This window comes from Embleya scabrispora DSM 41855 (genome assembly GCF_000372745.1).
Classification (GTDB): domain Bacteria; phylum Actinomycetota; class Actinomycetes; order Streptomycetales; family Streptomycetaceae; genus Embleya; species Embleya scabrispora.
In genome coordinates this window covers 43827-57932 of record NZ_KB889676.1, presented here as the reverse complement: position 1 = coordinate 57932, position 14106 = coordinate 43827, and the positions used below count along the sequence as shown (strand labels likewise).

The 14106-nt window shown below is 68.5% G+C and carries 10 protein-coding genes; 2 read left to right on the top strand and 8 right to left on the bottom strand.

Annotation, left to right across the window (positions count from 1 at the left end):
* Positions 1-57: 57 nt before the first annotated feature.
* From A3IC_RS0127340 to A3IC_RS0127305, 8 genes are all read right to left on the bottom strand, one after another.
* On the bottom strand, positions 58-1644 hold the full coding sequence (locus A3IC_RS0127340) for an ABC transporter substrate-binding protein (protein ID WP_020553257.1): 1587 nt from the start codon (positions 1642-1644) through the stop codon (positions 58-60).
* 147 nt (positions 1645-1791) lie between these two features.
* Positions 1792-3354, bottom strand: a complete 1563-nt coding sequence (locus A3IC_RS0127335) for an ABC transporter substrate-binding protein (protein ID WP_020553256.1) — start codon at positions 3352-3354, stop codon at positions 1792-1794.
* 255 nt (positions 3355-3609) lie between these two features.
* Positions 3610-5229, bottom strand: coding sequence for an ABC transporter substrate-binding protein (locus A3IC_RS0127330; RefSeq protein WP_158696116.1), 1620 nt, complete (start codon positions 5227-5229; stop codon positions 3610-3612).
* Between the two features lie 332 nt (positions 5230-5561).
* Complete coding sequence (locus A3IC_RS0127325) at positions 5562-7163, bottom strand: ABC transporter substrate-binding protein (RefSeq protein ID WP_020553254.1); 1602 nt, start codon at positions 7161-7163, stop codon at positions 5562-5564.
* Positions 7164-7371: 208 nt separating this feature from the next.
* The gene (locus A3IC_RS56830; protein WP_020553253.1) at positions 7372-8676 is read right to left on the bottom strand and encodes an ABC transporter ATP-binding protein; all 1305 of its coding nucleotides are present in this window, start codon (positions 8674-8676) and stop codon (positions 7372-7374) included.
* Positions 8673-9740, bottom strand: coding sequence for an ABC transporter ATP-binding protein (locus A3IC_RS0127315; RefSeq protein WP_052173827.1), 1068 nt, complete (start codon positions 9738-9740; stop codon positions 8673-8675). The genes A3IC_RS56830 and A3IC_RS0127315 overlap by 4 nt, the downstream gene beginning before the upstream one ends.
* Before the next feature lie 132 nt (positions 9741-9872).
* The gene (locus tag A3IC_RS0127310; RefSeq protein WP_020553251.1) at positions 9873-10799 is read right to left on the bottom strand and encodes an ABC transporter permease; all 927 of its coding nucleotides are present in this window, start codon (positions 10797-10799) and stop codon (positions 9873-9875) included.
* Positions 10796-11746 (bottom strand): ABC transporter permease, encoded by a 951-nt coding sequence (locus tag A3IC_RS0127305; protein ID WP_020553250.1) that lies wholly within the window; start codon positions 11744-11746, stop codon positions 10796-10798. Before A3IC_RS0127305 ends, A3IC_RS0127310 begins: the two co-directional genes overlap by 4 nt.
* A 609-nt stretch (positions 11747-12355) precedes the next feature.
* Between A3IC_RS0127305 and A3IC_RS56825 the strand changes: the two genes are divergently transcribed.
* A complete protein-coding gene (locus tag A3IC_RS56825; RefSeq protein ID WP_020553249.1) occupies positions 12356-13669 on the top strand; it encodes an ammonium transporter in 1314 nt (437 codons plus the stop codon).
* The gene (locus A3IC_RS0127295; RefSeq protein ID WP_020553248.1) at positions 13666-14004 is read left to right on the top strand and encodes a P-II family nitrogen regulator; all 339 of its coding nucleotides are present in this window, start codon (positions 13666-13668) and stop codon (positions 14002-14004) included. The genes A3IC_RS56825 and A3IC_RS0127295 overlap by 4 nt, the downstream gene beginning before the upstream one ends.
* Positions 14005-14106 lie beyond the last annotated feature (102 nt).

Sequence of the window (14106 nt, the reverse complement as noted above, 5' to 3'; positions counted from 1 at the left end):
ACACGGATGGTGACGGTGCGTCGGATCAGCCGGGGATGATCCGGACCCGGTGCCGGACTACTTCAGGCCGACCCGGTCCATCAACATGCCGCCGTCCTGGACGCCGACCACACCCACGGCCCGCGGGCCGGAGATGATGTTGGTGACCGCCTCCTGGTAGGCGAGCATCGGCAGATCCTTGACGAGCGCCTTCTGCAGGTCCGCGTACGCGGCCTTGCGCGCCGCCTCGTCGGTGGTGGAGCGGCCCTTGATCAGCGCCGCGTCCGCCTCCTGGCTCTTGTAGCCGGTGAAGTTCAACGGGGTCTGCGAGAACAGGCTGTTGAACAGCACCGGTTCCGGGTCGCTGGACCAGATCTGGTACAGCGCGGCGGTGAAGTTCTTCTGCACCGTCAGTCGCAGGTAGTAGCTGGCGACCTCGGCCTTGTCGAGCTTGACCTCGACGTTCTTGAACGCGTTGAGCGCGGTCATGGTGTACTCGGAGGTCGCGTTGGAGGTCGGGTTCTCCGGGACCAGGTAGTTGAACTTGACCGGCTTGCCCTCGGCTGCGAGTTCGTCGAACAGCTTCTGCGCCTCGACCTTGTTCGGGCTCGGCTGCACGGCGGTGGGGTCGGTGAAGGTCTTGCCGCTGTGGAAGATGCTCTTGGCCGGGGTCGCCGTGCCCGCGTACATCTTCTGGTTCAGGTCGGCCGGGTCGAGCGCGAGCGCCACCGCACGCCGGGCGCGCGGGTCGTCGAACGGCGCCGTCGAGGTGTTGAAGACGATCATCTGGCCGCCGTCGAGGGTGAACGGGGTGACGCCCAGGCCCCCTTCCTGCGCGGCCTTGGTCTTCTGCGGGTCGATCGTGAAGGTGATGTCGGCGCCGCCGGCCTTGATCGTGTCGACCTGCTGCTTGACGTCGTTGACCACCTTGATGGTCAGTGTGTCCAGGTACGGCTTGTCCGCGCCCTGCCAGTAGTTCGGGTTCTTCTCGAACACCATCTGGCTGTCCCGGGTCCAGGTCTTGAGCACGAACGGGCCCGCGCCGACCGGCTTTTCACCCTTCGGGTCGATCGCGTACTGCTTGGGCGACTCGATATAGGACAGCTCCGTGGCCACCGTGCGGTCGAAGTTCGCGTTCAGCATCGGCAGGGTGATCTTCAGCGTCAGCGGGTCGACCACCTCCAGGCCGAGGCCGCTCGCGGCCGGGCGGTGCTGGCTGAGCACCTCCGGCTTGGCGTGCATCTCCCAGTTGAACTTGACCGCGGCGGCGTCCAGCGCGGTGCCGTCGCTGAACTTGACGTTCGGCTTGACCTTGAGCGTCCAGACCTTGCCGCCGTCGTCACTCTTGAGACTCTCGCCGATCTGCGGCAGGACCTTGTTCTGCGTGTTGTCCACGTAGAACAACGCGTCGTAGACCGCGAGCATGCGGTTGAGGTCGGTGACCGCCGCGTACGACGCGTTGAACGGCGTCATGCTGCGGGCGTCGGACACCGTCAGAAGGGTCAGGTTGCCGCCCTTCTTGGCGCCCGCCGACGCGTTCGGGTCGGCCTTGCCGCCGGCGGCGTCGTCCCCGCCGCCACACGCGGCGAGGATCAGCGCCAGAGCCGATACGCCGGCGATGGCCGCCGCGCGCTTTCGTGCGTTGTTGCCGAGGTGCTTGCTCATGTGACTCCTCCGTTGTCACAAGGCACACCCGGTCCCCGTTCGGACCGGGTGTGGTGGTGCGGTGGTGCACGACCGGGCGGCGTTCGCGGCACAACGATCTCGACGCCGCGCACGCCACCCGGCCGGGTTTGTGGGGTCAGCCGCTCATCAGCGCCGCCCGATGGCGTCGAAGTGGATCAGGCCGTCGTTGTAGAGCTGGATCCCGACCAGATCGGTCCGATGCACCGCGCCGATCACCGCCGACGAGTAGACCCAGAACGGCAGATCGCGGTTGACCTGGTTCTGCAGCCGGGTGTAGGCATCGCGCCGCGAGCCGGCGTCGGTGGATCGCCGACCGTCCTCCAGGGCGGTGTCCACGACGTCGTTCGCGTAGCCGGTGATGTTGCTCAAACCGGCCTTGCTGTACAGGAATTGGTAGATCGTCGGCTCCACGTCGTCGGCCCACAGCTGACAGACGGTGGCGTCGAAGTCGTTGCCCGCCAATCGGGTCACCAGCGAGGCCATGTCGGTGACCTCGACGATCACGTTCACGCCCGGATATCCCTCCAGGGTCTGCCGGATGTAGTCGGCGGTGGCGCGCATCTTGGCGCTGTCCGGCACCAGATAGCGGAAGACGAACGGTTTCTTCCCGTTGTTGGTGACCTGCGCGAACAGCGCGCGAGCCTCCTCGGGCCGGTTCTCCGGCGCGGCCAGGTTGACGTTCGCGAGCGGGGACGTGCTGTCGAAGATGCCGCGCGGCGATTCGCCCCGACCGCCGTAGAAGCGCCGACTGATCTCGGTGCTGCTGAGCGCCAATGCCGTCGCCCGGCGGGCGTTCGGATTCTGGAAAGGTCCCTTGCGCACGTTGAAGGCGATCATCAATCCGCCGTTGAGCCGAGCGTCCTCGGCGACCAGTCCGTCCGCGCGGGCCTGCGCGATGCTCTGTGGGTCCGTGCTCAGGGTGAGGTCGGCCCGCTTGGCGTGGATCGCCTTGTTGCCGCCCTCGACGTCCTTGTCCACCCGGAAGACCACCTCGTCGAGGTAGGGCCGATTCCGCTGCCAGTACAGGGGGTTGCGCTCCAGCCGGAGTTCCCTGCCCGGTTCCCAGTTCTTCACCTTGAACGGGCCAGCGCCGACCGGCGCGTGCTTGAGCTCGAAGCGACCCTCGGGCGTTTCCACCAGCCGTCGGGGTGCGACGAAGGAGAGGTTGCGCGCGATGGTGTGGTCGAAGTTGGCGTTGGAGGCTGGGAGTTCGATGCGCAGCTGGAGCGGGCCGAGCTCGCTCAGCTGCACGCCGCGCAGCGGACCGCCGACCAGCGATCGCACCGTGGGGTCGCGATGCGCCTCCCAGTTGGCCTTGACCGTGCCCGCGTCCAGCGGACTCCCGTCGCTGAAGCGCACGTCGGGGCGCAGGGTCAGGGTCCAGATCCGCGCGCTCTGGTCGGAGACCAACGACTCGGCCAGCTTGGGGCGTACCCCGCCCGTGCTCGGATCGGTCCAGACCAGGACGTCGTACAGGGCGGACAACCGGTTCGAGTCGGCCACGCTGGAGTAGGACGCGGTGAACGGATCGAGTCCACGCTCCTCACCGGGCATCAGGATCGTCACCGAACCGCCGTGCTCGGGTTCGCCGGTCGAGCCGCCCGAGTCGGACGAGCCCAGGCCGCAGCCGGCCGTCGCCAGCACCGTGGCGGCGGCCAGCGCGAGGGCGAGGGAGAGTCGGCGGCGCACGCCGCGACACGGTGGTCGTCGTAGGGGTGACTTGGGGTGGAGTACCACTGCCGGCCTACCTACCTATCACTGTGGGGTTCGAACGTGCCTCGTGCGTCGGTGCAGTCGTGCAGTCGTTCCGGAAGTGCGGTAGCGCTGTGGAGCGATGGCCCGCGCGAGTCGCGCGGCGGAACCGAATGCGTTCGCTCGCCGGCCCCGGGTACGGCGGGGTGTCCCGCCCGGGATCACGGATCCCGGGCGGGACGAGTCGATCGACTAGCCGGTCGTGCCGATCCGGTCCCACAGGACGACACCGTCGTTGGCCAGTTGGATGCCGGTGATCCTGGGGCTGTAGACCGCGGCGGTGACCGCTTCCTGGTAGACCCAGAACGGCATGTCCTTGTTCACCTGCAGCTGTACACGCGTGTACGCGTCACGTCGCTGGGCGGGGTCGGTCGTCCTGCGCGCGTCCTCGAGCGCGGTGTCGACCGTCGCGTTCTCGTAACTGCTGTTGTTCGGCATGCTCTTGCTGTGCAGGAGATCGTAGATGCCCGGCTCCGGGTCGTCGATCCATTGCTGCCCGAGAGCCGCCGCCCATTCGGTGGTGCCGCCGCGGACGGTCCGGACATAGGTCGCGATGTCGACGACCTTGACCTCCATCTGGACGCCGGGGTAGGTGTTGAGTACCTGCTTCATGTACTCCGCGACCCGGATCGAGGCGGGGGCCTGGGGAACCCAGTAGGTGAACTTGATCGGCTTGGTGCCGCCCGCCGTCACGTCGTCGAAGAGCTCCTTGGCCCGCTTGGGATCGTTCTCCGACGCCGCGAGCTGGATGTTGGCCACCGGTGACGAGGCGGCGAAGATGCCCTTGGCGGGGGTGCCCTTGCCGCCGAAGAACTTCTGGTTGATGTCGATCCCGTTGAACGCGTAGACGAAGGCCCGACGCGCCCGCAGGTCCTTGAACGGCGCGACGTTCAGGTTGAACACGACCATCTGGCCACCGTTGAGGCCGATGCGCGTCACGCCCAGCTTCTTCTCCTCGGCCTGCGCCACGGCGAGCGGGTCCACCGCGACGGTGAGGTCGGTCTTGCCGTCGTCGACCGCGCCGACCGAGTGGTTGACATCGGTGTCCACCGTGATGGTCAGGTTGTCCAGATGCGGCAGACCCTTGTCCAGCTGCCAGTAGTCGGGGTTGCGGGTGTAGGTCTGCTTGACCCCGCGCTCCCACTTGACCAGCTTGTACGGGCCCGCGCCGACCGGCTTGTCGCCGATCCCGGTGGGGCTGGCCCGCAGCGCGGTGGGCGAGGCGATGTAGGAGAGGTTGCGGGTGACCAGGTGGTCGAAGTTCGCGTTCTCGCTGACCAGTTTGATGTCCAGGGTGAGCGGGTCGCTGACGCTGAGCGAGAGGATGACGCTCGCCGCACCCCGCTGGAAGGAACCGACCTTGGGGTCCTTGTGGCGGTCCCAGTTGAACCGGACGGCCTCGGCGTCGAACACCGTGCCGTCGCTGAATTTCACGTTCGGGCGGATCTTTAGTCGCCACGTGTCGGCTTTGGGGCCGTTGATCGCCAGCGACTCGGCGATCTGCGGGCGAATGCTGCCGGTGCTGGGATCCGTCCACACCAGCGAGTCGTAGAGCGCCGACATGCGACTGCCGTCGGCGACGTTGACATACGACGTGGAGAAGGGGTCCAGGCTGGTGGAGTCGCCCGGGAGGCTCATCGTGAGTGAGCCGCCCTGCTTGGGCGTACCCGCGGCGGACGGCTTGGTGTCGTCGTCTTTTCCGCAACCGGCGAGGACGGTGGCCAGTGCGGTCGCGACGACCAGCACGGCTATTCGGCGCCGGGGACGGGTGTGGCGCGTGGTTCGAAGGGACAACAGGGAAGTACGAGTCACTGCAGGGCCAACCTTCACCTGACGGACCGTCCGGGCGTCTGTGGCCGGGCGGCGGACGTGCTTGGTGCCGGGGTACGTCGGCCGACTCGGGGGGAGAGGGCGACGGCGCCCCGGGTGGAGCATGGTGGTGCGTCCGTGCGGCTGTGCTGTCGTGCGGTGGTGCGTGCTGCTCGAGTGTCTGCGACCCCTGGACGAGACACGTGAAGGCCGGGAATCACCACGGGTGATTCCCGGCCTCCACGAACCGACTGGTAAGGGTGCCGTCCCTTTCTACTGCCTTCCGGCGATCTGGTCCATCAAGATCGGGTCACCGTTGTACTTCTGATGACCAGTCAGCCCTTTTTGCCGATGCGATCGAAGAGGAAGATGCCGTCGTTGGACAGTTGCACACCGGTCACCCCGGAGTGGAACACGCCCGCCACGACCGCCTCCTGGTAGACCCACAGCGGCATGTCCCGGTCCAACTGGAGCTGGAGCTGGGTGTAGGCGGCCCGGCGGCGGGCCGGGTCGGTGGTGTTGCGGGCGTCGTCGAGCGCCCGGTCCACCACGTCGTCGCCGTAGAAGCAGCAGTTGCTCGGGCTGCCCTTGTGCAGGTACTGGTACAACACCGGCTCGGGGTCGTCGGCCAGCAACTGGCTGACCTTGACGTCGAACGCCTCGGCCAGGTTGGAGCGCTTGACGAACTCGGACAGGTCGGCGGTCTCCACGTCGACCCCGACTCCGGGATACTTCTCCAGCGTTTCCTTCATGTACCGGCCGAGCTCGTCGATCGCGCCGCTCTTGGGCGCGAAGAACTTGAGCCGCATCGGCTTGGCGCCGTTGTCGGTCACCTTGGCGAACAACTCCGCGGCCTGCTTCGGCTTGTTCTCCGGTGCGGACAACTGCGGGTTGGCCAACGCGGTGGCCTGGTTGAAGATGCCGCGCGCGGGGGTGCCCGCGCCGCCGAACACGCGCCTGTTGATCTCTTCGCTGCTCAGCGCCAGCACGATCGCGCGCCGCACCTCGGGGTTGGCGGTGGGGCCGCCGGAGGTGTCGAAGCTGAGCAACTGGCCGCCGGAGAGCGCGAGCGACTCGATGCCGATGCCCGCGTCGCGCGCCGCCTTGAGGGTGAACGCGTCGCTGACGTTGGCGACGTCGGCCTTGCCCTTCTTGACCTTGTCGACCGCCGCGCTGCCACTGGACTCGGAGCGGAAGGTGATGCTGTCCAGATACGGCTTGGCCGGGCCCTGCCAGTAGTTCGGGTTCTTCACCAGGGTCAGGTGGTCGCCCTTGACCCAGTCGCCCTGGCGCAGCATGAACGGGCCCGCGCCCACCGGGTGTTCGGTCAGCTTGTCGACGCCCTCGGCAATCGCCTTGGGCGAGGCGATGAAGGACAGGCTGCGCGCGACCAGGCGGTCGAAGTTGCCGTTCGGCTTGTCCAGGATGATCCGCAACTCCAGCGCGTCGGCGCCGATCTGGCTCTTCATGCCCACCGTCGCGTCCCGCTGTCGCGACTTGGTGGTGGGCACCGCGTGCGTGTCCCAGTTGATCTTGACCGCCGCGGCATCGAAGACCGTGCCGTCGGTGAACTTGAGGTTGGGCCGCAGCCGCAGGCTCCAGATCTTGTTGCCGCTGCCGTCCACCGGGCTCAGGCTCTCGGCCAATTGCGGCTGCACGGAGCCGGTGACGGGGTTCGTCCAGACCAGGCTGTCGTACAGGGCCGCCATCCGGTTTCCGTCCGCCTGAGCGGCGTAGGAGGGCAGGAAGGGGTCGAGGCTGCGGGCCTCGGCGGTGGCCAGGATGTCGAGCGAACCGCCGGCTCGGGGGGTGCCCACCGCGCTGGGGGCCTCACCGGACTCGGAGCCGCAGCCGGCCGCGGCCAGCAGACCGATCGCCGCGATGACGGCGGCGGTGCGACGGCGTGCCCGAAGGGCGAAAGGTCGTGCGTGTGCCACAGAAAACGTCCTCAAGCATGGAGCAGGCCGGCCGATGGCCGGATGCCGCGCGACGAGCGCGGTCAGCGCCGTGAGGCTACAACTCGACACGTGTCGCATCGTCGACGGGATGCCCGATTCGACCCCCATACGGCGGAGCCGGACACGTGCGTGTACGCACAGCGACGCGGTACGGCCGGGGTCGGCCGTACCGCGTCGCTGTCGGTGGTCAGCCCTGCTCGGTGGCCGCGGGCTTCGGCTCGGCGTCGGCCTTCGGCTCGGCCGCGGGTACCGGCTCGGATTCGACCTTCGGCTCGGCCTCGGCCGCCGGCTCGGTCTCGGCCTCGGCTGCGGCCTTCGATTCGGCGTCCGCCTCGGCTGTGGCCTTCGGTTCGGCGTCCGTCTCGGCCGCCGGTTCGGTGTCCGCCTCGGCTGTGGGCTTCGGTTCGGCGTCCGCCTCGACCTTCGACTCGACCGCGACGGCCGGGGTGGTCTGCTCGAACACCGCGGCCTCGCCCACCAGCGGGAAGTGGCACGCGACCCGGTGACCCGGCGCGATCTCGCGCAGCGTCGGCACGTGCGCCGCGCACTCCTCGCGCGCGATCGGGCAGCGGGTGCGGAACCGGCAGCCACTGGGCGGGTTCATCGGCGAGGGGATCTCGCCCTTGAGCGAGGGACCGGCCGGCGCCGCCGCGGGGTCGGGTGCGGGCACCGCGTCGAGCAGGGCCCGGGTGTACGGGTGCGCGGGCGTGTCGTAGATCGCCGCGGTGTCGCCGGTCTCGGCGATGGTGCCCAGGTACATCACCGCGACGTCGTCGCTGATGTTGCGCACCACCGCGAGGTCGTGCGCGACGAAGATCATCGACACGCCGGTGCGGGTCTTCATCTCGTCGAGCAGGTCCAGCACCTGCGCCTGCACCGACACGTCCAGGGACGCCACCGGCTCGTCGCAGATCAGCAGGTCGGGATCGACCACCATGGCCCGGGCGATGGCGATCCGCTGGCACTGGCCGCCGGAGAACTGGTGCGGACGCCGGTCCGAGACCAACTCCGGGTCCAGGCCCACCTGGCGCAGCACCGCCTCCACGCGCGGGCGGATCTCCTCGGCCGACATGCCGGAGATGACCAGCCCTTCGGCGACGATGTCGAAGATCTTCCGGCGCGGGTTCAGCGCCGAGATGGGGTCCTGGAACACCATCTGGATCCGCCGACGCATCGTGCGCAGACCGGCCTTGGGCAGGGTGGTCAGTTCCTGCCCGTCGAACCGGACCGAGCCCTCGGACGGCTTGGTCAACTGCAGGATGGCCCGGGCCAGCGTCGACTTGCCGCAGCCGGACTCGCCGACCAGACCCAGCGTGCGGCCGCGCCCGAGCTCGAAGCTCACGCCCGCGACCGCGTTCATCATTCCGCCGGGGACCCGGAAGCGCTGGACCAGGTCGGTGACCGTGAGCAGCGGGTCGGTGCCGGTCGAGGTCTCGGCGGCGGGCTTGTCGTCCAAGGCGAGCGCGCCCGGCGTGGTGCCGTCGGCGGTCATGCGGTGGCCTCCTTCATCAGGGACGGCTGCCCGCTTTCGACACCCTCGACGGCGGCGACGTCCTCGCCGACGGGGTGATGGCAGGCGAACCGATGTGCGCCGAGTTCGTCGCCGAGCTCGGGTCGCTCCTCGCGACACAGGTCGTCCGCCGCCGTGCAGCGGGCCGCGAACGCGCAGCCGGACTTGAGCGTGACCAGGTCCGGCGGTGCGCCCGGGATCGCCCGCGGGCGCTGGTCGCGCGGCACGTCCAGGCGCGGCACGGCGCCCAGCAGGGCCTCGGTGTAGCGGTGCCGACGGTGCGCGAACAGGTCGGCGGTGGGCGAGTGTTCGACCATCCGACCGGCGTACATCACGGCGATCTGGTCGGTCCGCCCGGCCACCACGCCCAGGTCGTGGCTGACCAGGATCATGCCCATGCCGCGTTCGGCCTGGATCTCCTGGAGCAGGTCGAGGATCTGCCGCTGTACGGTCACGTCCAGCGCGGTGGTGGCCTCGTCCGCGATCAGCACGTCGGGGTCGCACGCGAGCGCCATCGCGATGGTCACCCGCTGGCGCATGCCGCCGGAGAGCTGGTGCGGGTACTGCCGGGCGCGCTTGACCGGTTCGGGGATGCCGACCAGCGTGAGCAGTTCGATCGCGCGCTCGCCGGCCTCCTTCTTGCCCATGCCCAGGTGCAGTCGCATCGACTCGGTGAGTTGCCGGTCGATCCGCAGTACCGGGTTGAGCGAGGTCATCGGGTCCTGGAAGACCATCGCGATCCGGTTGCCCCAGATCGTGCGGGCCTCCTTGCGCGGTACGCCGACCAGTTCGCGGCCGTCCAGGCGCACGCTGCCGTGGATGTCGGCGATCGAGGGGCAGATGCCCATCAGCGAGCGCACGAGCATCGACTTGCCCGAGCCGGACTCGCCGACCAGGCCGAGTGTTTCGCCGCGTTCGATGCTGAAGGAGACCCCGTCCACCGCCTTGAGCAGCCCGCGCGGGGTGTCCAGGTGCACCCGCAGGTCGGTGGCCCGCAGCAGTGGTTCGTCCGGCGTCGGCGAGCCGGTCGTCTTCGGCTCCGCCATGGTCACCACGCCACCTTCGCGCCGCGCGGCTGTTGGATCCCGTCCATGTGTGCGGTCCCGTCTGTGTGAGGGGGTCGAAGAACGAGGCCGACGGCGGTCCTGTGGGAGGCAGGACCGCCGTCGATCCCTCGGCTACAGCTTGGTGTCGCGGACGTCGAACTTGGCACGCAGCCGGTCGCCGATGACGTTGAGCGAGAAGACCGTCAGGAACAGCACCCCGCAGGGCACGAACACCTGGGACGGATACAGCGAGAGGTCGTCCTTGGCGGCGTTGATCATGCCGCCCCAACTGGGCATCGGCGGCGGGATGCTCAAGCCGAGGAAGGACAGCGAGCCCTCCGCGACGATCAGCACGGCCATCACGATCACCGAGTACGACATCACCGCCGGGAACGTGTTGGGCAACAGTTCCTTGAAGATGATCCGACCCGGACCCGCGCCCATCGCCTTGGCCACCGTGACGTATTCGCGGTTGGACTGGGCGATCGCACTCGCCTTGGTCAGCCGGGTGAAGCCGGGAATGGTCAACACCGCCAGACCCGCGGTGATGCTGGTCTGCGACGGCTCGTACACCGAGGACAGCGCGAGCAGCAGGATCAGCGGCGGGAAGGCGAGCAGCGCGTCGGAGAACAGGTCGATGATCATCTCGGTGACGCCGCGGAAGTAGGCCGCGACCAGTCCGAGCAGGCCGCCGATCACGACGCCGACCACGACCGACACCAGCGCGACGATCATCGACACGCGCGCGCCGAAGGCGAGCCGGGTCAGGTGGCTGCGGCCGAGGCCGTCGGTGCCGAGGAACTCCGGCCAGGCCGCGAAGGGCTTCTGCTTCGCGTCGCCGAACGCCTTGCCGTACTCGTGTGGGAAGACGCCGGGGGCGATCAGGCTCAGCAGCGCGCCCAGCAGCACGATGCTCATCCACGCGATGGCGAACCAGAGCAGGATGCTGGGCCGCTTGCGGGCCTTGCCGCTCTTGGCCCGCTTGATCTGCGAGGGGCGCAACCCGGTGGGTTCGGCGGCGCCCAGGGCGGGTTCGGGCGCGGTTTCGAGTGTGCTCATCGGGCCCTCACTCTCGGGTCGATGAGGGAGTAGCCGATGTCCACGAGCGTGTTCAGCAGCACGTAGACGATCGCGATCACCACGACCGTGCCCTGTACGACGGGGATGTCCTTGCCGTTGATCGCCTGGTACATGCCCTGCCCCAACCCGGGGATGGCGAAGTAGGACTCGACGATCACGGTGCCGCCGATCAATCGGCCCAGGGTCAGGCCGGAGACGGTCAGCAGCGAGAACGACGAGGGCCGCAGCGCGTGCCGGAAGAGCACGTACGACGTGGACAGGCCCTTGGACCGCGCGGTCAGGATGAAGTCCTCCTGGAGCGTGGCGAGCATGTCGCTGCGCAGCAGGCGCTGGAACTGGGGGATCTCCGCGAGGGCCAGGGCCAGTGCGGGCAGGAACGCGAACTCGATGTTCTTGGCGAAGTCGACCGAGATGTACTCCCAGCCCGTCGGCTTGAACGCGAGCATCATGTTCGGGTTCGCGAAGAAGTACACGAGGATGAACACGCTGACGAAGGTGGGGATCGACAGCAGGCCCGAAGACAGGCCGCCGATCACGCGGTCGACGCGACCGCCCGCCTTCGCGGCCGTCCACACGCCCAGCGGCACGGCCACGATCAGGGCCATGAGGAGGGCGAAGACGGCGAGTTCCAAGGTCACCGGGAAACGCTCGGTGATGCCGTCCATGACGGGGGTTCGAGTCTTCAGCGACTCCCCGAGGTCGCCGGTGAGCGCGTGGCCCACCCAGGTCACGTATCGGACGGGCAGCGACTTGTCGTACCCGAACTCGTGCTCCAGGTCCTTGAGGTCCTGTGGCGTGGAGCCGGGGCCGAGCATCTGGGCGACCGGTGAGCCGTCCACCAGGTCGGGCAGGGCCGTGGTCGCGAACGTGACCAGGAACAGCACCGGAATCAGGGCCAGCAACTTGCGACCGAGCAGGCGCAACACGACGGTGTCACCCCCTCTCGCTGGTCTGGTCGGTTGACGAGGTCTGTTGACGTGCCGTGCGGTTGTGCGGTGATGCAGTGGTGCATGGTGCGCTCGCGCGAAACCGCCGAATCCCGGACAGGGCCGATCACCTGTGGTGACACGTGCCTTGACGGGTCGTCAGTTAAGCGCGGTGATTAATTACGGCAGTGGGCGCGATCAATGTCAATGGATTCAACGCAACCGTTAGCGGGTCGAAAACGTCCGGAGCGAACCGGGGCGCCGGCCTCCGGCGGCACGTGTCGACCTGCGGGAATAAGGTGCGAAGGACAACTAACTGACGGTGCGTCAGATGTTGTCGACGGGCTGTGCGTGGGTCACCCGCCGCTCACCCGCAGGACACCCGACACTCGCCTCGCGTGCGATCCGCGTGCATCCGCCGCGGTTCCCGGGACCGGCGCGATCCGGCCGGCCGCGGGCGTGAGCGGACGTTCATCCGCCGGAAACACATGTGCGGCAAGCGTCACGTCGGCGAAACACGTCGCGCCACGGCGTGAAACCTCACGCCCCGAAGCTCCTTTCCATGAGCTCCCGGAGGTCGGCCGGGGCCACGGAGAAGAGAGGCAGAGTATGGACACGGGTAACACCGCATTCGTACTCCTGAGCGCCGCACTGGTCATGCTCATGACGCCCGGGCTGGCGTTCTTCTACGGCGGCATGGTCCGCGTGAAGAGCGTCCTCAACATGCTGATGATGAGCTTCATCTGCCTGGCTGTCGTGACGGTGCTGTGGGTGCTCTACGGGTTTTCGATGACGTTCAGCACCGACGCCTTCGGCGGCCTGGTGGGGAACCTCGACTGGTACGGCATGCGCGACATCGGGGTCGCGGAGTTGTGGGACGGCTACACGATTCCGGTGACGGTGTTCGCGGCCTTCCAGCTGATGTTCGCGATCATCACCCCGGCGCTGATCAGCGGCGCCGTCGCGGACCGCACCAAGTTCACCGCCTGGGCCGTGTTCGTCGCGTTCTGGGTCACCCTGGTCTACTTCCCCATCGCGCACTGGGTCTGGGCCGCGGACGGCTGGTTGTTCGAGAAGGGCGTGATCGACTTCGCCGGCGGTACGGCGGTGCACATCAACGCCGGTATCGCGGCGCTGGCCCTGGTCCTGGTGATCGGCAAGCGGGTCGGCTTCAAGCGTGACCCGATGCGCCCGCACAACCTGCCGCTGGTGATGATCGGCGCCGGCCTGCTGTGGTTCGGCTGGTTCGGCTTCAACGCCGGGTCCTGGCTCGCCGCGGACGGCGTCACCGGCCGGGCGCTGATCAACACCCAGATCGCCACCGCCGCGGCCATGCTCGGCTGGCTGTTCCTGGAGAAGATCCGGGACGGACACCTGACCACCCTGGGCGCCGCGTCCGGCGCGGTGGCCGGCCTGGTCGCGATCACCCCCGCGTGCGGTGCGCTCAGCCCGCTCGGCTCGATCGCCCTGGGACTGGTCGCCGGCGCGGTGTGCGCCTGGGCGGTGGGCCTGAAGTACAAGCTCGGCTACGACGATTCGCTCGACGTGGTCGGTGTGCACCTGGTCGGCGGCATCATCGGTTCGCTCGCCCCCGGCTTCCTGGCCACCGGGCACGTCCAGAGCGACGCCGAGGGCCTGTTCTACGGTGGGGGCTTCGACCAGCTGGGCAAGCAGCTGATCGGTGTCGGTGCCGTCCTGGCCTACTCCTTCGTCGTCACGTTCATCCTGGGCACGGTCATTCACAAGACCATCGGCTTCCGGGTGTCCGAGGACGACGAGGTGGCCGGCATCGACCAGGTCGAGCACGCCGAGACCGGGTACGACTTCGCCACACTCGGCGGTTCCACCCGACCGTCGGCGGGCATCGGCACCTCTACGGGCGCGGGCGCCGCGGCGCCCGCCGACACGAAGGTGGATGCGTGAAGCTCATCACGGCGGTCATCAAGCCGCACCGGCTCGACGACGTGAAGAACGCCCTCCAGGCGTTCGGCGTCCACGGCCTCACCGTGACCGAGGCGAGCGGCTACGGCCGGCAGCGCGGCCACACCGAGGTCTACCGCGGCGCCGAGTACCAGGTCGACCTCGTGCCCAAGGTGCGCATCGAGGTCCTCGCGGACGACGAGGACGCGGAGGAACTGCTGGACGTCCTGGTCAAGGCCGCGCGCACCGGCAAGATCGGCGACGGCAAGGCGTGGATCGTCCCGGTGGACAGCGTGGTCCGGGTACGCACCGGCGAGCGCGGCCCGGAAGCCCTGTAGCACCCCCGATGGCCGGTCCCGCCCCGAAGGCAGTCTTCGGGGACGGGTCCGGCCATCGGCCTTTGTGTCGACCGCTCGCGGTGCTCGGCGGCCGGTGCCGCC